Here is a 24,670-nt window from a genome sequence, read left to right on the forward strand (position 1 = left end):
TGACACAACGTGTTGAATTAGAGGAACCAGACCATATTTAGGTACCGTAGTTTTGACGGCCGGAAGGCCTACTGACTAACTAGACCAACGAGGTGACCAGATGGCTTTGACGCCAGAAGACGTTGTCAACAAGCGCTTTCAGCCGACCAAGTTCCGCGAAGGCTACGACCAGGACGAAGTTGATGACTTCCTGGACGAAATCGTCGTTGAACTGCGCCGCCTGAACCAGGAAAACGACGAACTTCGCAAGAAGCTCGCCGAGGGCGGCAGCGGAACCCCCGCGGCCTCCACATCAGTGGCACCTGTCGTTGAGAAGGTTCCCGCCCCCGCCAAGGCGGACAAGGACGAAGCGCGCGCGAAAGCCGAAGCCGAAGCAAAGGCCGCCGAGCTTGCCAAGAAGAAGGAAGCCGAGCAGGCTGCCGCTGTTGCACCGCAGGCCCCCGCTGCCGGTGGCGGCGTGTCCGAGTCCGCTGCTGGCCTGCTCGCCATGGCACAGCAGATGCACGACCGCCACGTGGCCGACGGCCAGGAACAGCGCGACAAGATCATTGCCGAAGCACAGATCGAAGCCAGCAGCCTCGTCAACGACGCCCAGGAAAAGTCCCGCAAGATCCTCGGCGCCCTGGAGCAGCAGCGCTCTGTCCTCGAGCGCAAGGTGGAGCAGCTCCGCGGCTTCGAGCGTGACTACCGCTCACGCCTGAAGGCCTACATCGAAGGCCAGCTGCGCGACCTGGACGCCCGCGGCTCCGTCGCAGCGCCTGAGGTCGGCGAAAGCAACGCCGCCGTTTAGCACGTATTCTGAAAGCCGGTGGCTGAGGGTTCCTCGGCCACCGGCTTTTGTGATTAACAAGAACGCTTCCCGAATGAAAGCACCATGACTGACGAACTCGCCGCCGACGCAGCCCATCCAGCCTCCCCGCGCCCGCGGCCACGCCGAACGGCCCTCCTCTCCCTGTTCGCCGGGCTGGCTGTCTTTGCGTACCTGTTCGATCAGCTCACCAAACTGTGGGTGACGGGCACGATGGTGGAGGGGGAACGGATCCCCGTGCTGCCGCCGCTGCTGCACTGGTACTACATCCGCAATTCCGGCGCCGCCTTTTCCATTGGTGAGAACGTGACATGGGTTTTCACCATCATCATGGTGGCTGTCGCCGTAGCCATTGTGTTCCAGCTGCGCCGGCTGGGCTCGGCCTGGTGGGCAGTGGCGCTCGGCCTGCTGTTCGGCGGAGCCCTTGGCAATCTGACGGACCGGCTGTTCCGCGAGCCGTCCTTCGCCATGGGCCATGTGGTCGACTTCATCCAGCTGCCCAACTTCGCGATCTTCAACATCGCGGACTCGGCCGTTGTGTCCTCGGTGGTCATTATCTGCCTGCTCACGCTGCGCGGCATCGCACTGGATGGTTCGCGCCACACGGCAGCCAAGCGGGACGGAGGCAAGGATGTCTGAACGCGTGGTGGTGCCAGAGGAGCTGGACGGCAGCCGCGTGGACGCCGGGCTGGCCAAGCTGATGGGCGTGTCCCGATCACAGGCGGCAGTGCTCATCGCCGAAGGCAACGTCCTCAGCGGCGGCAAAAAGGTGGGCAAGTCCGCCAAGCTCGCGTCGGGCACCGTGCTCCACGTGACGGTCCCGGAGCGGCGGGACCCCCTGGAAGTTGTGGAGGAAGTTGTGGAAGGCATGAAGATACTGCTGGACGACGACGACTTTGTGGTCGTCGATAAGCCGGTAGGGGTCGCGGCCCACCCGTCTCCGGGCTGGGTGGGGCCCACCGTGGTGGGAGGATTGGCAGGCGCCGGGTACCGCGTCTCAACGTCAGGATTCGCTGAACGGGCGGGTATTGTCCACCGTCTCGATGTCGGCACGTCCGGCGTCATGGTGGTCGCCAAGACCGAGCACGCCTACACGGCACTCAAGCGCGCCTTCAAGGAACGCACCGTGGACAAGGTCTACCACGCCGTGGTCCAGGGCCTCCCGGACCCCCTGCAGGGCACCATTGACGCGCCGATCGGCCGCCACCCGGACCACGACTGGCGCTTCGCCGTCATCGAAGACGGCCGGCCCTCGGTGACCCACTATGAGGTCCTCGAGGCCTACGGAAAAGCCACCCTCGTGGAGGTGCACCTGGAAACCGGCAGAACGCACCAAATCCGGGTCCACTTCGCGGCGCTGCGGCACCCGTGCGCCGGTGACCTCACCTACGGCGCCGACCCACGGCTGGCCGCCACCCTCGGCCTGACCCGGCAGTGGCTCCACGCCCGGCAGCTCGGCTTCGACCACCCGAGGACCGGGGAACGCGTGACCGTGACCAGCGAATACCCCGAGGATCTGGCCTACGCGCTGGAAGTCCTGGAGTCCGGCAAGGCCTGACCGCCGGTGTGGTCGCGATGAATGTCTGAGGGAGACCACTAGAATGGTTCGGTGACTTCCAGCAATGACTCGTTCGTCCATCTTCACACCCATACCGAGTACTCCATGCTGGACGGCGCCGCCCGGCTCGGTGAGCTGTTCGACGAAACCGAACGGCTCGGGATGCCGGCCCTCGCCACCACAGACCACGGCTATCTTTTCGGCGCCTTCGACTTCTGGAAAAAGGCCACGGACAAGGGCATCAAGCCCATCATCGGCGTGGAAGCCTATGTGACTCCCGGCACCGCGCGCGGCGACAAAACCCGCGTCCGCTGGGGCGAGGAAAACCAGCGCAAGGACGACATCTCCGGCGGCGGTTCCTACACCCACATGACGCTCCTGAGCTACAACAACGTGGGCATGCGCAACCTGTTCCGTGCCTCGTCGATTGCCTCGTTGGACTCGGTCTTCGGCAAATGGCCCCGGCTGGACCGTGAGCTACTCAACACGTACTCCGAGGGGCTCATCGCCACCACGGGCTGCCCCTCCGGTGAGGTCCAGACCCGGCTGCGGCTCGGCCAGTACCGCGAGGCACTGGAGGCGGCCGCGGAGTTCCGCGACATCTTCGGCGCGGAGAACTACTTCTGCGAACTCATGGACCACGGCCTCGACATCGAGCGGCGCGTCACGGGAGATCTGCTGCGTCTCGCCAAGGAACTCAATCTCCCGCTCGTGGCCACCAATGACCTGCACTACACGCACGAGCACGACGCCAAGGCACACGAGGCGCTGCTGGCCATCCAGTCCGGATCCACGCTGCTCGAGCCCACGTACGACAACGGCGGCTCGCGCTTCGCCTTCTCCGGCAGCGGCTACTACCTGAAGTCACCGCAGGAAATGCGGGAACTTTTCCGTGACCACCCCGAGGCGTGCGACAACACGCTCCTGATCGCCGAGCGCTGCGAAGTTTCGTTCAACACCGGCGCCAACTACATGCCGCGGTTCCCCTGCCCGGAAGGGGAGGACGAAACGTCCTGGCTGGTCAAGGAAGTCGACAAGGGACTCCATTACCGCTACCCCCAGGGCATCCCGGACAAGGTCCGCAAGCAGGCCGACTATGAGCTGGACGTCATCACGTCCATGGGCTTCCCGGGCTACTTCCTCGTGGTGGCCGACTTCATCAACTGGGCCAAGAACAACGGCATCCGGGTAGGGCCAGGACGTGGCTCGGGTGCAGGCTCCATGGTGGCGTATGCCATGCGCATCACCGACCTTGATCCGCTGCACCACGGCCTGATCTTCGAGCGCTTCCTCAACCCGGACCGCGTCTCCATGCCTGACTTCGACGTCGACTTCGATGACCGGCGCCGCTCCGAAGTGATCGACTATGTCACGCGCAAATACGGCGACGAACGTGTGGCGATGATCGTTACCTACGGCACCATCAAGACCAAGCAGGCCCTCAAGGACTCCTCGCGCGTGCTGGGCTACCCCTTCAGCATGGGCGAGACGCTGACCAAGGCGCTGCCGCCCGCTGTGATGGCCAAGGACATTCCGCTGGCCGACATTCAGAACAAGGACGCCAAGCGCTACAGCGAGGCGGGCGACTTCCGCCAGCTGATCAGCACCGACCCCGAGGCTGCCAAGGTTTTCGAGACCGCACTGGGCATCGAGGGCCTGAAGCGGCAGTGGGGCGTGCACGCCGCCGGTGTCATCATGTCGTCGGACCCCATCATCGACGTGATCCCGATCATGCGCCGCTTCCAGGACGGCCAGGTCATCACCCAGTTCGACTATCCGACGTCTGAGGGCCTCGGCCTGATCAAGATGGACTTCCTCGGGCTGCGGAACCTGACGATCATTTCGGATGCCCTGGAAAACATCAAAATGAACCGCGGCATCGACCTGGACCTCGAAACCCTGGAACTTGACGACACCGCGTCCTACGAGCTGCTGGCCAGGGGCGACACCCTCGGCGTCTTCCAGCTCGACGGCGGCCCCATGCGGTCGCTGCTCAAGCTGATGAAGCCTGACAACTTCGAAGACATCTCCGCCGTGCTGGCTCTGTACCGGCCCGGCCCGATGGGCGCCAACGCGCACACCGACTACGCGCTGCGCAAGAACAAGATCCAGGAAGTCATCCCGATCCACCCGGAGCTCGAGGAACCGCTCTCCGAAATCCTGGGCGGTACCTACGGCCTGATCGTGTACCAGGAGCAGGTTATGGCCGTGGCGCAGAAGCTCGCCGGCTATACCCTCGGCCAGGCCGACATCCTGCGCCGCGCCATGGGCAAGAAGAAGAAATCCGAGCTGGACAAGCAGTTTGCGGGCTTCTCCCAGGGCATGCAGGACAACGGCTACTCGATGGAAGCCGTCAAGACGCTCTGGGACATCCTGCTGCCGTTCTCCGACTACGCCTTCAACAAGGCACACTCGGCCGCCTACGGCGTGATTTCCTACTGGACCGCCTACCTGAAGGCGCACTACGCACCGGAGTACATGGCCGCCCTGCTGACCTCGGTCGGAGACGACAAGGACAAGTCGGCGATTTACCTGAACGAATGCCGGCGCATGGGCATCACGGTGCTCCCTCCCGACGTCAACGAGTCAGCGCTTAACTTCACCCCGGTGGGCACCGACATCCGCTTCGGTATGGGCGCCATCCGCAACGTCGGCGTCAACGCCGTCGAGGCCATGGTGGCCGCGCGGGAGAGCGAGGGCGCCTACACGTCCTTCAAGGATTACCTCATGAAGGTCCCGGCCGTGGTGTGCAACAAGCGCACGGTGGAATCCTTGATCAAGGCAGGTGCGTTCGACTCGCTGGGCCACCACCGGCGCGCGCTTGCCATGATCCACGAAGAGGCCATCGACTCGGTCATCACCCTCAAACGCAATGAGGCGATCGGCCAGTTCGATCTCTTCGCCGGGTTCGATGAAGCCGAATCGGAGGCGTCCCTGAGCATCGAGATTCCCGACCTTCCCGAATGGGAAAAGAAGGACAAGCTCTCGTTCGAACGCGACATGCTCGGACTGTACGTCTCGGACCACCCGCTGCAGGGCCTTGAGGGGCTCCTAAGCCAGCATGCCGACCAGTCCATCACCTCGATCATCGCCGAGGACGGCCCGCACGACGGCGCGATCGTCACCATTTCCGGCATGATCACCTCGCTCAGCCGCAGGATCGCCAAGGCCAGCGGCAACGCCTACGCCAGGGCGGAGATCGAGGACCTCGGCGGTTCCATGGAGGTGATGTTCTTCGGACAGGTGTACGGCCCCATCGCGTCGGTTCTGGCCGAGGACCTCATCGTGGTGGTCAAGGGCCGCCTGCAACGGCGCGACGACGGTGCCGTCACCTTGAACTGCATGGAGCTTTCCGTCCCGGACCTTAGCGAGGGGGCCAATGGCCCCATCGTGATCACGATGCCCACGCACAAGGCCACGGAGGCGGTGGTCTCGGAGCTGGGGGACGTGCTGCGCAACCACCGGGGCAATTCGGAGGTGCGGATCAACCTGCAGGGCGACACCCGCGTGGAGGTCATGGGCTTGCCCGTGCACCTCCGGGTCAATCCCAACCCGTCCCTCTTCGGGGACCTCAAAGTGCTGCTTGGCCCTGCCTGCCTGGACGCCTAGATTTCGTAGTCCAGCGGCACGGGCTGGCCGTACGCGCCGGAGTGGTAGAGCAGGGGCGTGCCGTCTTCGCCCACCTGGCCCTCCACTACTTCCACGACGACCACCGCGTTGTTTTCGAAGGAGAGCCGCATCTGGATCTGCCCGATCAGCCAGCCGGCAACATCCTTGAGGATGGGGACCTCATGGGGGCCAAGAGCCCAGTGGTCGCCGGCGAAGCGTTCCTTGGTGCGGGCAAACCGGTCAGCCAGCTCCTGGTTTTCCAGGCCCAGCATGTGCACGCCGATGTACGTCGTGTTGGCCACCGCCGGCCAGGAGCTTGAGCTGCGTGCCATGTTGAAGGTAAAGCGCGGCGGCTTGGCGGACAGCGATGCCACCGACGTTGCCGTGAAGCCGTACGGGACCCCGTTGTAGTTCACCGTGATGATGGCAACGCCGGCCGCATGGCGGCGGAACATTTCCTTGAACGTGCCCTCGAAGGCCGCTTCATCTGAGGCCACTGTGATCGATCTCCCTGCTGAGCTGTTGATTGCGGGCTCCTACTACAAGACTATTGGGCTTTCGCAACCCTGTGTGAGTCCGGCGGAGCAGCAGGGCCGTGTGCCGCAATGCCGGGGAACATTTGTTAGCGTTTCTTCATGACCCAACCAGCAGCCGCAACCCCGTCCCGCCACCAGGACGGGGCGGGCGCCGTCCGGGACCGCAGTTCGCGACGCGGGCAGCGCAGCCCCCGCAGCTGGCCGTGGACAGCAGGGATTGTTGGATCGGGCGTACTCGTCGGTGTCCTGTGGTGGCTGCTTGCGCCCGGCGGCCTGAATCTCATTTCCGGCAATGCTTCACTGGCATCGGGGACGAACACCGAGGTCTGGCTTCCGCGGGATCTCGTGCTGGCCGGGCTTTCCCTCGTCGCGGGCTGTCTCGTGGCGGTGCTGCTGGCGGGCCGCAAGGACGGGGGATCCGGCCGCATGCTGGTGCTCTCCGTGGCGGCAAGCGGCGCGGCGGCCCTCCTGGCGTGGCAGACCGGGCTCCTGGCCGGCCTCTGGCTTGGCGGACCCCAGGACACGTCGGACAACGCGAGTGTCGCTTTTTCACTGCGGTCCTACCCGGTGCTGCTCCTGTGGCCGGCAGCCGCCGCGGGCGGCTACTTCGCCATCAGCCTGCTTGAATTGCTGCACCGCCCGAGGGACAGGGGCGCGGACACCGGCCACGGTGTCTGAGCACGTCACCGGCACCGGTCCGTGGACGCGTAAAATGGACCGGTGACCACATCTCCGGACAGTTCCGTACGCCCGAATTCCGCCGCCGTCGACTTCCGCACCGTAGACCTGCGGGGCCGCCGCCTGAGCCTGGCTGAGCTCCGCGGTGCCGTACCGCGTGCCCGGCACGAGACAGGGGCCGACGCAGAGCAGAAAGTCACGGACATTATTTCTGCCGTCCGGCAGCGGGGGTTCGCGGCGCTCACCGAATTTGCACGCCGTTTTGACGGTGTGGAACAGGCTCATCCTCGGGTGCCCGCAGAGGCGCTGCTGTCCGCCCTGGACGGCCTGGACCCTGCGGTCCGCTCGGCCCTGGAGGAATCGATCAGCCGTGCCCGGCGCTTTGCCGACGGCCAGCGCCCCGGCGATGTCGACGTCGCCCTCGGTGACGGCGCCGTTGTCAGCCAGAAGTGGGTTCCCGTGGCGCGGGTGGGCCTTTATGTTCCCGGCGGTCTTGCCGTCTACCCGTCGTCGGTCATCATGAACGTGGTTCCTGCGCTGGCAGCCGGTGTGCAGTCCATCGCCCTGGCGTCCCCGCCGCAGAAGGACTTCTCCGGGCTCCCGCACCCCACCATTCTGGCGGCCGCGGCGCTCCTCGGCATCGACGAGGTGTACGCCATCGGCGGGGCACAGGCCATCGCCGCGTTTGCCTATGGAGTTCCCGGCGCCGAGAGTGAAACTGCGCTGGAGCCGGTGGACGTTGTCACCGGGCCGGGGAACATCTTCGTGGCCACTGCCAAGCGCCTCGTCAAGGGCGTTGTGGGAATCGATTCCGAGGCGGGCACCACCGAGATCGCCATTCTGGCGGACGCCACAGCACGCCCGGCCTTCGTCGCCGCGGACCTGATCAGCCAGGCCGAGCACGACCCCAAGGCAGCCTCGGTGCTGATCACCGATTCCGAGCAGCTCGCGGCCGACGTCCGCGAGGAGCTTGACGTCCAGGCCGCGGCGACCAAGCACAGCGGGAGGGTGCGTGAGGCGTTGTCCGGCCCGCAGTCCGGCGTCGTGCTGGTGGACGATCTTGAGCAGGGCATTGCAGCCTGTGACGCCTACGCCGCCGAACACCTCGAAATCATGACGGCGGACGCTGCCGCCGTCGCGGCCCGGATCAGGAATGCCGGGGCGATCTTCGTAGGGGACTACAGCCCCGTGAGCCTGGGCGATTACTGCGCGGGGTCAAACCACGTCCTGCCCACCAGCGGAACGGCCGCCTTCTCGTCGGGGCTGAACGTGACAACGTTCCTGCGCGCGATCCAGGTCATCAACTACACGGAATCCGCCCTGGAACAGGTCAGCGGGCACATCGTCAGCCTCGCCGGGGCAGAGGACCTGCCCGCCCACGGCGACGCCGTGACAGCCCGCTTTCGGGCCGGACGCTAAACACTAGATGTAGTAATTACAGGCTTGTTATTCGGCTACATCTAGTCGTAAACTGGTTCCGGAAGAGGAGGCGGGCAGCAAGCCCGCGCCAAATTGGTTGCCAAGGCATTGCGCACCAGGGGAAGGAACGAACATGTACTGTCCGTTTTGCCGCAACCCCGATTCCCGTGTGGTGGACAGCCGCATAGCCGACGACGGTTCAGCGATCCGGCGCCGCCGGCAATGCCCGGAATGCGGCCGCCGGTTCACCACGGTCGAAACCACCAGCCTCTCCGTGATCAAACGTTCCGGCGTGGGCGAGCCGTTCAGCCGCAGCAAAGTCATCAACGGCGTGCGCAAGGCCTGCCAGGGCCGGCCGGTCAGCGAGGACGATCTGGCCATGCTGGCGCAGGAAGTCGAAGAGAACATCCGGGCCTCCGGCGCGGCCGAAATCGACGCCCACGAGGTCGGCCTGATCATCCTCGGACCCCTCCAGAAGCTGGACAAGGTTGCGTACCTTCGCTTCGCCAGTGTGTACCAGGCCTTTGAATCGCTGGAAGACTTCGAATCCGCCATCGCGCTGCTGCGCCACGAGGGCGAAGTCGAAGCCAAGCGGTCTGAAGGCAAGAGCTCTGAGAAGAGCCAGCTCTAAGCTCCGGTGGCGGCAGCGGAGGGGAAGCCGCAGCCGCCACCGGCTCCAGTGAATACAGAAAGGCGGCAGACCCCCGGTCTGCCGCCTTTCTGCGTTCACTTTCGGTGGTGTGCCACCGCAGGACTACTTCGTGAGCTCGTGCTTCACTGCAATTTCCAGGGCTGCCCCCACGATGCCGGCTTCGTTTTTCAGCTCGGCGGGGACGATGGGGGTGCGCAGCCGCATGTGGGGCAGGTACTCGTTCGCGCGCTTGGAGATGCCGCCGCCGACGATGAAAAGTTCGGGGGAGAACAGGAACTCGACGTGGGAGAAGTAGCGCTGCAGCAGCACGCTGTACTCCTCCCAGCTGAGACCGTCCCGCTCGCGGGCAACGGCAGATGCCTTGCTTTCGGCGTCGTAGCCGTCAATCTCCAGGTGGCCGAGCTCGGCGTTGGGAACGAGGTTGCCGTTGAAGATGAAGGCCGAGCCGATGCCGGTGCCGAGCGTGATCACGAGGACCGTGCCGTTAATTCCCTCGCCGGCGCCGTAGCGCGCCTCGGCTAGGCCGGCCGCATCGGCGTCGTTGATGACCTCGACCGGGCGTCCCAGCCGCGCGGTCAGCAGCGCATCGATGTCAGTGTTGATCCAGGTCTTGTCCACGTTGGCGGCGGAGTGGACCACGCCGTGCTGGATGATGCCGGGGAAGGTCACACCCACCGGGCTGTCAGCCTCGGGGGCGTCCGGCCGCGCCGAGAGCTCTTCCACGACCTGGGCCACCACCTCCACGACGGCCGCAGGGGTGGCCGGCTGGGGCGTCGCCAGCCGGAAACGATCGCCGATCAGCTTGCCCTTCTTCAGGTCGACGATGCCGCCCTTGATGCCGGTGCCGCCGATGTCGATGCCAATCAGCGGTGCGTTCTTGCGGGTCTTTTCGTCCTTCTTGGCCAATGGGATTCCGTTCGTGGCAGGGTTGTGGGCTCGGGCAGGGCAAGGGTCGCTTGCCGGGGGAGTCAGGGGCGGGTACAGGCCCGTGTCAGGGAAGGGTGAGGATCTCGGCACCGGACTCGGTGACGAGCAGCGTATGTTCGAACTGTGCGGTGCGCTTGCGGTCGCGAGTCACTACAGTCCAGTCGTCTGCCCACATGTCCCATTCGATGGTGCCCAGCGTCAGCATGGGCTCGATGGTGAAAACCATACCGGCTTCGATAACAGTGTTGTAGGCGGGCGCGGCGTCGTAGTGCGGAATGATCAGGCCTGTGTGGAAGGCCTCCCCCACGCCGTGGCCGGTAAAATCGCGGACCACGCCGTAGCCGAAGCGCTTGGCATAGGATTCGATGGCGCGGCCGATCACATTGATCTGGCGCCCCGGGGCCACCGCCTTGATGGCGCGGTTCAGCGATTCCTGGGTCCGCTCCACCAGCAGGCGAGACTCCTCGTCCACGTCCCCGACGAGGAAGGTGTAGTTCGTGTCCCCATGCACTCCGCCGATGAAGGCCGTGATGTCGATGTTGAGGATGTCGCCGTCCTGGACCACGGTGCTGTCCGGAATCCCGTGGCAGATCACTTCGTTCAGCGACGAGCACAGCGACTTGGGGAATCCCCGGTAGCCGAGGGTGGAGGGATAGGCGTTGTGGTCCAGCAGGAATTCGTGGCCGACGCGGTCCAGGTCGTCCGTGGTGACCCCCGGAACGATGTGCTTTCCCACCTCGACGATGGCCTGTGCCGCGATTTTTCCGGCGATCCGGATCTTCTCAATGGTTTCGGCCGACTTCACTTCGGAGCCGGTGAACTTGGCCGGACCGGCCTTGCCAACGTACTCGGGCCGCGGGATGGATGCGGGCACCTGCCGCTGCGGGCTGATTGATCCCGGGGTCAGCGTGCCGGTGGGTGCGGTCGAGGCTAAGGAAGGCATAGATTGATCATATAAGGCAGGGCAGATTGGCATGTAAATTAATGCGGCCGGCGGGCCACGTTGCGGTTTACGTTACGTGCATCACGCCGGGGCCTGCCTCGCCGTGAACCGGAAACGAGGAACATCGATGCCCGAGTACTGGTACAACGTTAAGACCCACGAGGTGGAAGAGGACGCCTTGTCGGACTGGACCCAGCTCATCGGCCCCTACAAGACCAGGGAAGAAGCTGAGCATGCGATGGAGAAGGTCCACGCCCGCAATGAAGCGTGGGAAAAGGACGACGACGACTGACCCGGGGGGCCGTCCGGCTAGAACGAGTGTTCCGGTCCGGGGAAGTGGCCTGACCGGACGTCGTCGCCGTACGCCTTGGCCGCGTCGCTGAGGGTTGCGCGCAGGTCCGCATACTGCTTGACGAATTTGGCCATTTTGCCTCCGCGCAGGCCTGCCATGTCCTGCCAGACGAGGACCTGGCCGGTGGTCACGTTCCCTGCGCCGATGCCGATCGTCGGTACGGTGACGGCGGCGTCGACCGCAGCCGCTGTTTCGGCCGGCACCATTTCCATGAGCACGCTGAACGCCCCGGCCCCGGCCAGCGCCACGGCGTCGTCGATGAGCCGCTGTGCGTCGTCCCCGCGGCCCTGGACGCGGTAGCCGCCCAGCGAGTGTTCGCTCTGGGGCGTGAAGCCGATGTGTGCCATGACCGGTATCCCGGCCTGGACCATGGCCCGGACGGTTTCCGCGTAGAACTTGCCGCCTTCGATTTTGACGGCGTGCGCGAGGCCTTCCTTCAGGAAGCGGACACCGGTGGCGACTGCCTGCTGCGGGGATACCTCGTAGCTGCCGAACGGCAGGTCCGCGACCACCAGGGCACGCTTCGCCGACCGCGCAACCGCCCGGCACAGCGGGAGCAGCTCGTCAACGGTGACGGGGAGGCTCGTTTCATTGCCGAAAACGTTGTTCGAGGCCGAATCTCCTACCAGCAGCACCTCGATGCCGGCCTGGTCGAAGATCTCCGCGGTGTACTGCTCATAGGCTGTCAGCATCGCGAAACGCTCGCCGTTGGCTTTTGCCTGCTGAAGGTGGTGCGTGCGGATTTTGGCTATGGGCTTCCGGGCAGTTCCCGACGACGGCGCTGCCGCTGCCGCTGGGCCGTTACCGTAGGGGGCGGGTACTTCCGAGGACATGCTTGCATCGGGACTGCTGCTGGAGGCCATAGGCAAGAGCGTAAACCGAGACCCGGCGCACTAGCTACCGGGCCTTGTCCCCGGACGGGTGTTTCCGGTCACAAGAACCCGCTGCCTGGTGCCCGTGCGGTGGAATTCTGGCCGCTTCCGGCCACAGCACGTGTTAACGCTGTGTTACGCGCCGCACCTGAGCCAGCATCAGGACTGATTGCTTAGTAAAGTGATTCGTGAGCTGCCGCCGGCCTGGCTAGTACCAAGGGCCTGGTGGCATGAACGTTGACCCGGAGAAGAGGCTTCATGGACCGCCAGCAAGAGTTTGTCCTGCGCACGATCGAAGAGCGTGACGTACGGTTCGTGCGTCTCTGGTTCACCGACGTCGTGGGCTCACTCAAGTCGGTGGCCTTGGCGCCGGCTGAAGTGGAAGGCGCCTTTGAGGAAGGCCTGGGTTTCGACGGTTCCTCGATTGAGGGCCTGGCCCGCGTGTTCGAGTCCGACATGCTCGCCCAGCCTGACCCGGCCACCTTCCAGATCCTGCCGTGGCGCGGTGAAACCGAGCAGACCTCCAGGATGTTCTGCGACATCCTGACGCCCGACGGCGAACCCTCGGCCGCGGATCCCCGCAACGTCCTCAAGCGCACCCTGGCGAAGGCTGCGGACATGGGCTTCACGTGCTACACGCACCCCGAAATCGAGTTTTACCTCCTGAAGTCCCAGGAGCTTGGCTCGGACGGCTCGCCGATCCCCGTGGATGAAGGCGGCTACTTCGACCACGTGCCGGGCGGTGTGGCCCAGGACTTCCGCCGGACGGCGGTCACCATGCTCGAGTCCGTAGGAATCTCCGTGGAGTTCAGCCACCACGAGGCAGGCCCCGGGCAGAACGAAATCGACCTCCGCTACGCGGACGCCCTGCAGACCGCGGACAACATCATGACGTTCCGCACTGTGATCAAGGAAGTGGCGCTGCAGCAGGGCACGTATGCCACGTTCATGCCGAAGCCGTTCACGGCGCATCCGGGTTCCGGCATGCACACGCACTTCTCCCTGTTTGAGGGCGACACCAATGCCTTCTACGAGGCCGGATCCGAATTCCAGCTCTCCGAGACCGCCCGCCAGTTCATCGCCGGCATCCTGAAGCACGCCCCGGAATTCACCGCTGTGACCAACCAGTTCGTGAACTCCTACAAGCGCCTTTGGGGCGGGGGAGAAGCACCGAGCTACCTGAGCTGGGGCCACAACAACCGCTCGGCACTCGTGCGGGTCCCCCTCTACAAGCCCGGCAAGGGACAGTCTGCCCGGATCGAATATCGCGGCATCGACTCGGCGGCCAACCCGTACCTGGCGTACGCGGTGCTGCTGGGTGCCGGGCTCAAGGGCATCGAAGAGGGCTACCAGCTGCCGGCCGCCGCCGAGGACGACATCTGGTCGTTGAGCTCAGCGGAGCGCCGGGCGATGGGCCACGATCCGCTGCCGGCGAGCCTGCACGACGCCATCCGCAGCATGGAGGACTCCGAGCTTATGCCGCAGATCCTGGGCGAGCAGGTGTTCGAACACTTCCTGCGCAACAAGCGGGCCGAATGGCAGGACTACCGCCTGCAGGTGACGGCCTATGAGCTGCAGCGCAACCTCGGCATCCTTTAGGCCCCGGCCTTGAGTCTGGCCCGCCGCCTCATTTCCGCCGGCTTCAGTGATCTGGAGAAGGGGGAAAGGTTCCTTGCCGCCCCCGAGCTCGAGGGCATCGACCAGGACGTGCTGTTCGCCGGGCTCCAGCTCGCCGCGAGCCCGGATGCGGCACTGCAGTCCCTGGTCCGGCTGATCGAGAAACACCCCGACCTGAGGAAGCTTGCGGCCGCGGATACGGACACGAGCGAGCCGCTGTACCGCGTCCTGGGCGCCAGCGAGGCGCTGGGGGAGTTCCTCATCCGCCACCCGGAGCACCTCGATGCCTTCGAGGTGACCGCCAGCCCGGAACCCCTGCAGGCGGAGGCGGCCGAGCTGCGCCGGCACCTCCTGAAATCGGTGCACGCCGACCCCGGCGCCGCGCGGCCGGTTGCAGGGATAACAGGCCCGGAAGCCTACGAGGCGCTGCGAACCGCCTACCGGCGGGGCGTGGTCGATCTGGCCGTGAAGGACCTCTGCGCGGCGGACCCGCTGGACTTCATGCCTGCCGTCGGCGCCGAACTCGCCGACCTCGCCGGAGCCGCCATCGAAGCCGCCTTGGCCGTGTCCCGGGCGGAGGCGGCGGCGCAGTTCACTCCCGAGGAGGTTGCCGACGTCGGCCTCGCCGTGATCGGCATGGGCAAGTGCGGTGCCCGCGAACTGAACTACATCTCCGACGTCGATGTCATCTACGTCGTCGAAACCGGGCAGCTGGAGGACGCCAGGGCCAGCAGCATCGGCACGGCACTCGCCTCGGGCATCTCGCGCGCCATTTCCTCGCCGGCCCGCGAACCCGGCCTGTGGGAGGTGGACGCCAACCTCCGGCCCGAGGGCAAGTCCGGTCCGCTGGTCCGCACGCTCGACTCCCACCGGAGCTACTACGCCCGGTGGGCGGAGAGCTGGGAGTTTCAGGCTCTCCTGAAGGCCCGGACCATCGCCGGCGACGCCGAGCTGGGCGCCCGGTACGAGGATGCCGTGTCGCCCCTGGTGTGGTCTTCCGCGGGCCGGGACGGGTTTGTTGAATCCGTGCAGGCAATGCGCCGACGCGTGACGGAGCACATTCCGGCCGCTGAGGAGCAGCGCCAGATCAAGCTCGGCAGGGGCGGACTGCGGGACGTGGAATTCACGGTGCAGCTCCTGCAGCTTGTGCACGGAAAATCCGATGAGTCACTCCGGCGCCGCGATACGACGTCGGCCATCGCAGCCTTGTCTGCGGGCGGCTACATCGGCCGGGCGGACGCCGCCGCCTTTGACCACGCCTACCGGTACCTGCGGCTGCTCGAACACCGCATCCAGCTGTTCCAGCTCCGGCGGACCCACCTGATGCCCGTCAAGGAACCGTTGCAGCGTGCCCTCGCCAAGGCCGTGCTGGGCCCGTTCTCCACTGACCGGCCGCATCCCGACGCCCTGATGGCAGCCTGGCACAAGACGAAACGCTCGGTCCGCGAGCTGCACGACCGGATCTTCTACCGCCCGCTGCTGAACACCGCCGCGAAACTGAGCAGCGAGGACGCCCGCCTGACCCCGGAAGCAGCCCAGGGCCGGCTTGCCGCGCTCGGCTACCGCGATCCGCAGGGGGCACTGCGCCACATCGAGGCCCTGACTGCCGGTGTCAGCCGGCGCGCCGCCCTGCAGCGGCAGCTGCTGCCCATTCTGTTGGGCTGGCTCGCGGAGGGCGTGGATCCCGACGCCGGTTTGCTCGCCTTCCGCCGCATCAGCGAGGCCCTGGGCACCACCCACTGGTACCTGGGCATGCTGCGGGACTCCGCCGCGGCGGCGGAACGGCTCTGCCACATGCTGTCCAACTCGCGGCTCATCGCCGACCTGCTGGAAGTGTCACCGGAGTCGGTGGCCTGGCTGGGAACCGATAAGGAGCTCACGCCCCTCAGCTTCGAGGCCCAGTGGCAGGAAATCGCGTCCAAGATGTCCCGCCACGCTGAGCCGGAAAGCGCCATGCGACTGATCCGGCTGATCCGGCGGCGGGAAATACTGCGCGTGGCCATTGCCGACAGCGCCGGCCTGCTCGCCCAGGACCAGGTGGGTGAGGCCTTGGCCGAAACGGACCGGGCGGCCATCCTCGGGGCGCTGCGCGTTGCGGAGAACATCGTGTCCGCGACGGGCCCCCTGAAGACTTCGGTGCTCGTCGTGGCCATGGGCCGGCAGGGCGGCCGGGAGATCGGCTACGGCTCCGATGCCGATGTCCTCTACGTCCACCGTGCCCTGCCAGGCTATGCCGACGATGAGGCCCAGCAGCAGGCGGCAAAGATCGTGGGCCACATCTCCAGCCTCCTCACCCAGCCCCTGCGGCCCGCGATCATGGCCGAGCGGGTGCTCGCCGTGGATGCCGACCTGCGTCCCGAGGGTAAGAGCGGGGCGATGGTGAGATCTCTGGAATCGTACGCCGAGTACTACCGCCGGTGGTCGCTGGTCTGGGAGGCGCAGGCGCTCCTGCGCGCCAGGCCCATCGCGGGTGATGACAGGCTCGCTGATGACTTCCTCAGGCTCATCAATCCGATCCGGTACCCGGAGTCGCTGGCCGAGGCGGACGTCCGGGAGATCCGGCGCGTCAAGGCGAGGGTGGAAGCGGAGCGGCTGCCCCGCGGTGCCGATCCCGCCCGGCACCTCAAGCTCGGCCGCGGCGGACTCAGCGACGTCGAATGGCTGGTGCAGCTGCTCCAACTGCAGCACGCGGGGCGGCACCTGGAACTGCGGACGACGTCGACGCTTGAGGCGCTCGAAGCCGCAGCGGCTCTGGGTCTTCTGGAGGCAGCCGACGCCGGGCTGCTGGCCGAGGCCTGGCGGCTCGCCAGCCGCATCCGCTCCGCCAACGTGATCTGGACAGGGCGGGCGTCCGACCTGCTGCCCTCCTCCAGGCGGGACCTGGAAGCCGTGGCACGCTGGTGCGGCTACGAGGAAGGGATGGCGACGGCCTTCGAGGAAAACTACCTGCGGGTCAGCCGCCGCGCGAGGGCCGTCTTCGAGAAGGTCTTCTACGGACACTAGGCCGGCGCTTTATCGTGCCCGGGGAGGGCTGACACGTCTTGGGCCGGGTGCTAGGTTTGGGCCCATGGCTACCCAAATCTTCGTAAACCTCCCCGTCAAGGACCTCGACAAAGCGGTGGACTTCTTCACCGCGCTGGGGTTCAAGTTCAACCCGGACTACACCGACGAGAACGCCACCTGCATGATCATCAATGACGACGCCTACGTGATGCTCCTGGTGGAGGGCTTCTTCAAGACCTTTACCTCCAAGGAGGTCGCCGATGCCAAAGGCAGCAGCGAAGTGATCATGGCCTTCTCCGCCGACAGCCGCGACGGCGTTGACGACATGTACAACAAGGCCATCGCGGCCGGCGGCACGGAGTCCCAGCCGGCCCAGGACTACGGCTTCATGTACAGCCAAAGCTTCCAGGACCCCGACGGGCACCTCTGGGAGGTCATGTGGATGGACCCGGCGGGCCCGCAGGCCGAATCGGCGGCGACGCCCGGAGCGTGAAGAGCGCCAGAGCGTCCGGAAATGCCTCCCCACGTATGGCTGATCTCCCTTAAGGACCTCGACGAGGACGCACAGGCCATACACCTGGGCGAGGTGGCCCGGATGGAACTGGGAACCGGCCAGGACGACTTCGTAGGTGATCCGCTGCGGATGATGCTGACCGGGCTCGAAGAACAGTCGCGGATGCCCTACGTCATCGAAGAAAACGGCGAAGCCGTCGGCGTGCTGACGCTCCAGTCCGGCGCCGCCACGCTGGCGGGCTGGCCGGACGATGACTCGGTGTGGCTGCTCCGCGGCTTCCTCATTGACCGCCGGCGGCAAGGCAGGGGACTCGGCCCGGCCGCCGCGGCGGCGGCTGTGGCGACCGCCGCCAAACTCACGGCGCGACGCGGCGGCGGCCAGGCCGGCGTCGTACTTTCCGTCAACGAACGCAACGGATACGGCCTGGCCGCCTACCGCAAGGCCGGCTTCGAGGACCGCGGGCAGTACCTCGGCGGTGACTCCGGTCCGCAGCGCACCATGTACGCCGCGTTCTGACTCCCGTTGCCGCATGAATCTGCTGTGGACAGCAGCAGCTGTGGACCGTTGCGCTGGACCGTTGCGCTGGTCAAGGCGGGTGCTTACGCTGTGTCTTGGCAGTGCTCTTCCGCAGTGTGACCACCATGGAGCAGCGAAATGGAACTGGAGGGTGACCACGCCCGGGCACTGGCGAAGAGCAGCCAAGCCAGGAAGCGACGACGGGCCGAGTTGCTGCTCATCGGGGCCGGTGTGGCCGCCACCCTCATCGCGGCGGCCTACCAGTACGTCGGCATCCGAAGCACGTTGGAAAGCAGCACGGCGGCCTCCCTGTACGCCCAGCAGCAGGAGATCGACAGGATCTTCGTGGACAATGTCGACCTTCAGCCATACTTCTGGCGTCGGCAGGAACTCCCTGACCCGGCGGCTGCCCACAATGCTGCGGGAAAACTGCAGGCACAGCAACTGGCCGCCAGGGCCGAAGCCACGGCGCACCGGATCCTTGATCACTTCGCGCACCTGAAATATCAGATGGGAATGCAGGCCTTCACCTCTGAACGCGCAGACTGGGAGGCCTACATGCGGCAAAGTTTCGCGGAATCACTCATCCTGTGCCGAGCGCTGTGGGCAGACCGGGAATCCTTTGGCGGCAACGGCTCCGACTCGCTCTGGGGACGGTATGCGGAGGAGCCCTGCCGGGGAATGTGACCGGCCGTGTGGCCTGCCTGCGCGCGCCGCTAAGCACGTGGGAAGCCTGGCCCGGGGAACCCGGGTCCAGGGAAGCCTGGCGCACCAAAACCGCCGAAGCCTGGATTCTCGAAGCCGGCTCCCGCGCCGCTGCCCAGCAGGCTCCGGGTAAGGGCCTCGCCGTCGTCCATCAGTACGTCGACAGCGGTGCTGAGGTGCCTATCATCGACGGAAACTCCTTCCAAGGCGGCAGCAACCACGGCCCGCCGGACGAGTTCGCGGGCAAACGAGGCGGTGGTCCCTTCTGTGCGGGATGCCGCACCTTCAACAGCGCCGCTGCTGAAGGGAATCCCGCGGGCGTAGAGTTTCACGAGGCTGATGCGCTCCCTCAATGCCGGGAGCGGGATCTCGACGGCCAGATCAACCCGACCCGGACGTTGCGCCAGGGCACGTTCCAGCATGTCCACGCGGTTGGTGGTGAGGACGAAGGCCACGTCTGCATCCTTGTCGAGGCCGTCCATGGCATCCAGCACTTCGAACAGCAGCGGTTGCGGTCCGTGTCCGAAGCTCCGGTCCTCGGCAATCAGGTCACAGTCTTCAAGAACGACGATGGAGGGCTGGAGCGCTCGGGCCATGGTGGCGGCCTCTGAGATTCTGGCAAGCGACCCGCCCGACAGGAGTATGGCGGTGGTTCCTGCACTCTGGCTCAGCAGATATCGCACAGTATGGGTTTTGCCCGTCCCCGGCTTGCCGTAGAGAAGGATGCCCCGCTTGAGGTGCTGCCCGTAGTGGCTGAGCGACTCTCGGTGTTCGGCGATGCCCAGCGCATGGCCCGACACCTTCTGCAGCAACCCTTCGGGCAGAATCACTTCGGACGCCGCCAGGGAAGGCCGGGCATGGAAGGTGACGCCTGCGGCGCTGGGACCGTACTCGCCCATAACCAGCGAGATGATCTGGCCCTTCAGGACGCTCCGGTGCTGCATTCTCCGGCGAAACTCGGAGAGGAACTCCGCCGCACTGCCGGTATCTCCTGCGAGGACCTCGAGGGAAGCCGTCTGCCGCCCAAACCGCGGATTCGCCTCCCGCTGGCACACGGCCACTGGACGGCCTCCGTGTCCGAAAAGCCACAGGCCCATGGCCACGACCTGGCGCTGATCATCGGGCCCGACGGCCAGGTTCTTATAGTCGGGCTGCGACAGTGGGAACTGCGGGAAGAACTGGGACTGTTGAAGCATATCGCTCAGTGACTGGTGGTGGCGCTGGTCCCCGCCGCCAATGCCCACTAGCCGGACGTCCCCGCTCTCGGCCGCAAGTTCGGCCATCAGGATGTCAGCATCCACGAACCGGTGCGGGGGTATCTCCTCCACCACCACGGACAGCGTTTCCGCGGGCACCCCCAGGTGTTCAGTGAGAGTGGTCAGCAGCTGCGTTCCTGCCTGCACCCGGTGCTGGCCGGACTGCGCAAGCTGGACCAGCTGGGCAAAATCGTCGATGAACTTCCCCAAGTTTTCATCCATGCGCAGACCCTACCAGCAACGGACACAGAAGCCGGCGGGACACGTTGCCCCTCACCACACTGGACACGTCCGGGCGTATGTGGCCAGACAAAGAAGAGTCCGCACGAGCTGCCGTTGCGGAAGTGCTGGCAGCTCGTGCGGACTCTCTGCGGACTAAACCCGGTTTAGTCCTGTGATGTGGCTAGACGCCGTAGTAGAGCTCGAACTCGTACGGGTTCGGGCGCAGCGACAGCGGGCGGATCTCGTTCTCGTACTTGTACTCGATCCAGGTGTCGATCAGGTCCTGGGTGAACACGCCCCCGGCCTGCAGGAATTCGTTGTCCTCGCGGAGCGCCTCCAGGGCTTCCTCGAGCGTGCCCGGAGCCTTGGGGATGTCCTTGGCTTCCTCGGCGGGGAGCTCGTAGAGGTCCTTGTCGATCGGTGCCGGCGGCTCAATGCGGTTGCGGATTCCGTCAATGCCGGCCATCAGCTGGGCAGCGAACGCCAGGTACGGGTTGGAGGAGGGGTCCGGAGCGCGGAACTCGATTCGCTTGGCCTTCGGGTTGGAACCCGTGATCGGGATACGGATACCGGCGGAGCGGTTGCCCTGCGAGTAAACCATGTTGACCGGAGCCTCGAAGCCCTTGACCAGGCGGCGGTAGGAGTTCACCGTCGGGTTGGTGAACGCGAGCACAGCCGAGGAGTGCTTCAGCAGGCCGCCGATGTACCAGCGGGCCGTGTCGGACAGGCCGGCGTAGCCCTTTTCGTCATAGAACAGCGGCTCGCCGCCGTTCCACAGCGACTGGTGGCAGTGCATGCCCGAGCCGTTGTCGCCGAAGACCGGCTTCGGCATGAAGGTGACCGACTTGCCCCAGGCGTCAGCGGTGTTCTTGATGACGTACTTGAACTTCTGCAGGTCATCGGCCGCGTGGGTCAGCGTGGTGAACTTGTAGTTGATCTCAGCCTGGCCGGCGGAGCCGACTTCGTGGTGGCTGCGCTCGACCTCAAGGCCGGCTTCGTCCAGGGCGACACACATGGCGTCGCGCAGGTCTGCCTGCTTGTCCGTCGGGGAAACCGGGAAGTAGCCGCCCTTGACGGGGGTCTTGTAGCCCAGGTTTCCGCCTTCTTCTTCGCGGCCGGTGTTCCAGTGTGCTTCTTCGGAATCGATCTTGTAGAAGCTGCCCTGCGGGGAGGACTGGTACTGGACGTTGTCGAAGACGAAGAATTCGGCTTCGGGAGCGAAGAAGGCGGTGTCTGCGATGCCGGTGGAGGCGAGGTAGGCCTCAGCCTTCTCGGCCACGCCGCGGGGGTCGCGGTGGTAAGGGTCGCCGGTGCGGGGGTTCACGATGGAGAAGTTCAGTGCAAGGGTCTTCTCCATGCGGAACGTGTCCAGGAACGCGGTGGTGACATCCGGGATGAGCTGCATGTCCGACTCGGCAATGCCCTGGAAGCCACGGATGGAAGATCCGTCGAAGAGCTGGCCATTGACGAAGAAATCAGCGTCCACGCTCTTGGCCGGCACGTTGAAGTGCTGCTGCACGCCAGGAAGGTCAGTGAAGCGGATATCGACGAACTTGATATCTTCGTCTTTGATGAACTTGAGGACTTCGTCCGCAGTCTTGAACATCTATGCTCCTTACGCATATGTATTAACTGGCTGGAAGCCAATGTGGTCCAGCGCAATCGTGGGCCGGCGCAGTCTGACAGCGCGAAAACACAAAAAAGTGCCCCCGCCGGCAGCTCGCTAGCAACTGTTACCACCCTAGGGACAAGGGGTTTCCCGTCCGTGTCAGCTTTGTTTCCGGCAGGTTACATAACCCCCTGATATGTAAACGCTATACGGTGTCCACACTGTGGTCCATCCGCATCCATACTCTGAGCGGTCCGCGCCTGCTGGTCGGTCCAGTAAACCCGGTAAACTTGGACGGTGGTAGATCGCAGAGACATTGGCTCCTGGCTGACCGGGCCGGACACCTCCGGCATTTCGAAGTACCCGGGGGAACGCCTGGGCCTGCCGGAATCGGGTCCGGGGTCCATCGCGCGGGCCGGGCGGCGGATCGTGGCGATCATCATCGACTGGACGCTGGCCCTGCTGATCAGCAACTTCCTTTTTTCGGGCGACTCCTGGGCCACGCTCGCCGTATTCGCCGCGGAACAGGCCCTGCTGATTGGCACCCTCGGCTACAGCATTGGCCACCGCGCCGTGGGCATCCACGTGATCAGGCTTGGCGGTGGCCCTGCAGGCCCGATCGCGGCCTTGGTCCGCACCCTGCTGCTGTGCCTGGTGATTCCCGCCGTGATCTTTGACCCGGACCAGCGGGGTCTTCATGACAAGGCCATGAAGACCGTCCTGATCCGCAGGTAAAGCCGGGGCGGATGCCGCTAGGCGTCGGCGGTTTCTTCCTGGGCTGGCTCCCGGATGGTCCGCTCTGCCGTTCCTTCCGCCGTCGTGCCTGCTGCGCTCAGGTAGCCGCGGTTTCCCGCCCAGCGTTCAAACAGCACCGTGGCGAAGGGCAGCACGGCAGAGAGGCCGGCGAACAGCGCCGCCAGGAACGGCCAGCGCTGCAGGCGCCACAGGGCCAGGGCCGTGACGCCGTAGGCGATGAACAGGGCCCCGTGGATCGGCCCGGCGATTTCCACGCCAAGCTCGGAGGTCTTGGCGATCCACTTGAAGTACATGCCAGTCAGCAGTGCTGCCCAGCTCAGGGCCTCGGCGAGGGCGAGCATCCGAAAGATGCCAATGACGGTGCTTCTTGACGGTATTTTCACAGGGTCTCCGGCATCATGTCGTGGTTCGGCAAATCGTGGTTCGGCAAAGTCGTATTCAGCGAGTGGCGTTTAGTGGGGCGGGACACACATGAAATCGCCCCGGCAGCCGGAGGGAAGTCCGGCCGCCGGGGCGGATCAGGAAGTTTAGCGTCCGCGCTGGGGGCGGGCCTTGTAAGGGTCGATGCCCTTGGGGATGGGGAGCCGGTTGCCGAGTGACGAGATGCGCTTGGAAACGGCACTCACCTCGATCTTGGTGAGCTCCTTGTTCAGCTTGTTCATCTTCTTCGCAACCTGGCTGATGGGGGTCTGGCCTTCGCCCTTGCCGCTCTCGATGACGTGGATGGTCACGTTGGGCAGGATCCGGGCGAGCTTCTTGCGCTCGGCATCCAGCAGCGGCTTCACGCGGTGCGTGGGGCCCTCGCTGACAAGCACGACGCCGGGACGGCCGATGGCGCGGAACACGGCGTCCTGGGTGCGCGGGTTGACCGCCACCGGCTGCTCCTCGGTGATCCAGCCGCGCTTGAGCGTGCTGAGGGCAGCCCCGGAGGCGCCGGGCTGGTTCTCAATCTGGGCGAACGCCGCACGTTCGGCGCGGCGGGACAGGATGAACGTGGCCGCGAGGAAGCCCAGCGGGATGCCGATGATCAGGCCGGTGATCCAGTTCTCCAGCAACAAGCCAACGATGAGGCTGACGGCTACGACGCCCAGGAAGGCCAGCAGCATGAGCCACGGAACCATGGGGTCGTGGCGGCGGGTCATGTTGAAGACTTCGCCGATCTGCTTCAGCCGGCTTGGCTTCTTGACCTTTGCTGCCTTGGGCTTGCGCGAGAAGAGCCCACGCTTGGGGGCGTCAGCTGACGGAGTGTTGTTGCTGGAATCAGGGGATTTCGCCATAGTGCCTTAATTCTACGTGATTTACGACAAAGGGCCGGACGGCCGGACGACCCGGCATCCGGCCCTTTGGCTCAGACAGACAGACGTGCTAGGAGTGCGCCGCCAGCAGCGAGCTGGCTTCCTGGCGGGTGCTTCCCGAGCTCTCGATGTGCGCCAGCTCGGCAGGGATTTCCCAGCCCTTCTTGCGCATCGCGGTGGCCCAGAGCCGGCCGGCACGGTACGAGGAGCGCACCAGCGGACCGCTCATGACGCCGAGGAAACCGATTTCCTCGGCCTCGGTGGCGAGGTCGACAAATTCCTGCGGCTTGACCCAGCGGTCCACCGGAAGGTGCCGTTCGGAGGGGCGCAGGTACTGGGTGATGGTGATCAGGTCGCAGCCGGCGTCGTGCAGGTCCCGCAGGGCCTCTGAGATCTCTTCGCGGGTCTCACCCATGCCCAGGATCAGGTTGGACTTGGTGACCATGCCCAGCTTGCGGCCCTGCGTGATGACGTCCAGGGACCGCTCGTAGCGGAAGGCCGGACGGATCCGCTTGAAGATGCGCGGCACGGTTTCGACGTTGTGGGCGAAGACCTCGGGCTTGGAGTCGCAGATCGCGGCGATGTGTTCGGGCTTGCCGGAAAAGTCGGGAATGAGGAGCTCGACGCCGGTGCCCGGGTTGAGCTCGTGGATCTTGCGGACGGTCTCCGCGTACAGCCAGACGCCTTCGTCTTCGAGGTCGTCACGGGCCACGCCGGTCACGGTGGCGTAGCGCAGCTGCATCGCCTGCACCGAACGGGCCACCTTGGTGGGCTCGAACATGTCGACAGGGGAGGGCTTGCCGGTGTCGATCTGGCAGAAGTC

The 24,670-nt window shown here is 65.4% G+C and carries 23 protein-coding genes; 14 read left to right on the forward strand and 9 right to left on the reverse strand.

What is annotated here, in order from left to right:
- Positions 1–100 precede the first annotated feature (100 nt).
- The 4 genes from JYA52_RS07855 (at position 101) to dnaE (ending at position 5,975) form a co-directional block, all read left to right on the forward strand.
- Complete coding sequence (locus JYA52_RS07855; RefSeq protein ID WP_205652639.1) at positions 101–790, forward strand: DivIVA domain-containing protein; 690 nt, start codon at positions 101–103, stop codon at positions 788–790.
- A gap of 84 nt (positions 791–874) precedes the next feature.
- Positions 875–1,447: a signal peptidase II gene (gene lspA, locus JYA52_RS07860; RefSeq protein WP_205652640.1), complete on the forward strand. Its 573-nt coding sequence runs from the start codon at positions 875–877 to the stop codon at positions 1,445–1,447.
- A complete protein-coding gene (locus JYA52_RS07865) occupies positions 1,440–2,366 on the forward strand; it encodes an RluA family pseudouridine synthase (RefSeq protein ID WP_205652641.1) in 927 nt (308 codons plus the stop codon). Before lspA ends, JYA52_RS07865 begins: the two co-directional genes overlap by 8 nt.
- A 51-nt stretch (positions 2,367–2,417) precedes the next feature.
- Positions 2,418–5,975, forward strand: a complete 3,558-nt coding sequence (dnaE, locus tag JYA52_RS07870; protein ID WP_205652642.1) for a DNA polymerase III subunit alpha — start codon at positions 2,418–2,420, stop codon at positions 5,973–5,975.
- Here the strand turns inward: dnaE and JYA52_RS07875 are convergent.
- A complete protein-coding gene (locus JYA52_RS07875) occupies positions 5,972–6,430 on the reverse strand; it encodes a flavin reductase family protein (protein WP_240460090.1) in 459 nt (152 codons plus the stop codon). The genes dnaE and JYA52_RS07875 overlap by 4 nt on opposite strands.
- Positions 6,431–6,610: 180 nt before the next feature.
- On the opposite strand from JYA52_RS07875, the gene JYA52_RS07880 reads away from it, so the two are divergent.
- The 3 genes from JYA52_RS07880 (at position 6,611) to nrdR (ending at position 9,239) form a co-directional block, all read left to right on the forward strand.
- Complete coding sequence (locus JYA52_RS07880; RefSeq protein ID WP_205652644.1) at positions 6,611–7,189, forward strand: hypothetical protein; 579 nt, start codon at positions 6,611–6,613, stop codon at positions 7,187–7,189.
- A 42-nt stretch (positions 7,190–7,231) separates the two neighbouring features.
- On the forward strand, positions 7,232–8,608 hold the full coding sequence (gene hisD, locus JYA52_RS07885) for a histidinol dehydrogenase (RefSeq protein ID WP_205652645.1): 1,377 nt from the start codon (positions 7,232–7,234) through the stop codon (positions 8,606–8,608).
- Positions 8,609–8,741: 133 nt separating this feature from the next.
- Positions 8,742–9,239, forward strand: coding sequence for a transcriptional regulator NrdR (nrdR, locus tag JYA52_RS07890; protein ID WP_205652646.1), 498 nt, complete (start codon positions 8,742–8,744; stop codon positions 9,237–9,239).
- Positions 9,240–9,362: 123 nt separating this feature from the next.
- Here the strand turns inward: nrdR and ppgK are convergent, their stop codons facing one another.
- The gene (gene ppgK / locus JYA52_RS07895) at positions 9,363–10,166 is read right to left on the reverse strand and encodes a polyphosphate--glucose phosphotransferase (protein WP_205652647.1); all 804 of its coding nucleotides are present in this window, start codon (positions 10,164–10,166) and stop codon (positions 9,363–9,365) included.
- An 85-nt stretch (positions 10,167–10,251) separates the two neighbouring features.
- On the reverse strand, positions 10,252–11,130 hold the full coding sequence (gene map / locus JYA52_RS07900; RefSeq protein WP_205652648.1) for a type I methionyl aminopeptidase: 879 nt from the start codon (positions 11,128–11,130) through the stop codon (positions 10,252–10,254).
- Positions 11,131–11,257: 127 nt separating this feature from the next.
- Between map and JYA52_RS07905 the strand changes: the two genes are divergently transcribed.
- Positions 11,258–11,422, forward strand: a complete 165-nt coding sequence (locus JYA52_RS07905) for an SPOR domain-containing protein (RefSeq protein WP_205652649.1) — start codon at positions 11,258–11,260, stop codon at positions 11,420–11,422.
- Between the two features lie 17 nt (positions 11,423–11,439).
- Here the strand turns inward: JYA52_RS07905 and panB are convergent, their stop codons facing one another.
- Positions 11,440–12,345: a 3-methyl-2-oxobutanoate hydroxymethyltransferase gene (panB, locus tag JYA52_RS07910; RefSeq protein WP_205652650.1), complete on the reverse strand. Its 906-nt coding sequence runs from the start codon at positions 12,343–12,345 to the stop codon at positions 11,440–11,442.
- Positions 12,346–12,612: 267 nt separating this feature from the next.
- Here panB and glnA (JYA52_RS07915) point away from each other — a divergent pair, with 267 nt between their 5' ends.
- The 5 genes from glnA (JYA52_RS07915) (at position 12,613) to JYA52_RS07935 (ending at position 18,691) form a co-directional block, all read left to right on the forward strand.
- Positions 12,613–13,953: a type I glutamate--ammonia ligase gene (gene glnA / locus JYA52_RS07915; protein WP_205652651.1), complete on the forward strand. Its 1,341-nt coding sequence runs from the start codon at positions 12,613–12,615 to the stop codon at positions 13,951–13,953.
- A gap of 9 nt (positions 13,954–13,962) precedes the next feature.
- Entirely contained in the window at positions 13,963–16,974 is a 3,012-nt protein-coding gene (locus JYA52_RS07920) for a bifunctional [glutamine synthetase] adenylyltransferase/[glutamine synthetase]-adenylyl-L-tyrosine phosphorylase (RefSeq protein WP_205652652.1), read from the forward strand.
- A 64-nt stretch (positions 16,975–17,038) separates the two neighbouring features.
- Positions 17,039–17,467 carry a VOC family protein gene (locus JYA52_RS07925; RefSeq protein WP_205652653.1) on the forward strand — a complete coding sequence of 143 codons (429 nt, stop codon included), beginning with the start codon at positions 17,039–17,041 and terminating at the stop codon, positions 17,465–17,467.
- Positions 17,468–17,488: 21 nt separating this feature from the next.
- Positions 17,489–18,004 carry a GNAT family N-acetyltransferase gene (locus JYA52_RS07930; RefSeq protein WP_205652654.1) on the forward strand — a complete coding sequence of 172 codons (516 nt, stop codon included), beginning with the start codon at positions 17,489–17,491 and terminating at the stop codon, positions 18,002–18,004.
- A 138-nt stretch (positions 18,005–18,142) separates the two neighbouring features.
- A complete protein-coding gene (locus JYA52_RS07935; protein WP_205652655.1) occupies positions 18,143–18,691 on the forward strand; it encodes a hypothetical protein in 549 nt (182 codons plus the stop codon).
- A gap of 29 nt (positions 18,692–18,720) precedes the next feature.
- Here JYA52_RS07935 and JYA52_RS07940 read toward each other — a convergent pair whose 3' ends face one another.
- Positions 18,721–20,187 carry an AAA family ATPase gene (locus JYA52_RS07940; RefSeq protein WP_205652656.1) on the reverse strand — a complete coding sequence of 489 codons (1,467 nt, stop codon included), beginning with the start codon at positions 20,185–20,187 and terminating at the stop codon, positions 18,721–18,723.
- Between the two features lie 181 nt (positions 20,188–20,368).
- Positions 20,369–21,793, reverse strand: a complete 1,425-nt coding sequence (glnA, locus tag JYA52_RS07945) for a type I glutamate--ammonia ligase (protein WP_205652657.1) — start codon at positions 21,791–21,793, stop codon at positions 20,369–20,371.
- 300 nt (positions 21,794–22,093) lie between these two features.
- On the opposite strand from glnA (JYA52_RS07945), the gene JYA52_RS07950 reads away from it, so the two are divergent.
- Positions 22,094–22,531: an RDD family protein gene (locus tag JYA52_RS07950; protein ID WP_205652658.1), complete on the forward strand. Its 438-nt coding sequence runs from the start codon at positions 22,094–22,096 to the stop codon at positions 22,529–22,531.
- 17 nt (positions 22,532–22,548) lie between these two features.
- Here the strand turns inward: JYA52_RS07950 and JYA52_RS07955 are convergent, their stop codons facing one another.
- The 3 genes from JYA52_RS07955 to JYA52_RS07965 all read right to left on the reverse strand — a co-directional run.
- Positions 22,549–22,935, reverse strand: a complete 387-nt coding sequence (locus tag JYA52_RS07955; RefSeq protein ID WP_372433763.1) for a DUF3817 domain-containing protein — start codon at positions 22,933–22,935, stop codon at positions 22,549–22,551.
- Positions 22,936–23,079: 144 nt separating this feature from the next.
- The gene (locus JYA52_RS07960; protein ID WP_205652659.1) at positions 23,080–23,829 is read right to left on the reverse strand and encodes a DUF4191 domain-containing protein; all 750 of its coding nucleotides are present in this window, start codon (positions 23,827–23,829) and stop codon (positions 23,080–23,082) included.
- A gap of 88 nt (positions 23,830–23,917) precedes the next feature.
- Positions 23,918–24,670: lipoyl synthase (locus JYA52_RS07965; protein WP_205652660.1), on the reverse strand; the 753-nt coding region annotated here is incomplete at its 5' end.

It is taken from the genome of Arthrobacter pascens, from assembly GCF_017052465.1.
In the GTDB taxonomy this organism is placed as follows: Bacteria; Actinomycetota; Actinomycetes; order Actinomycetales; family Micrococcaceae; genus Arthrobacter; species Arthrobacter pascens.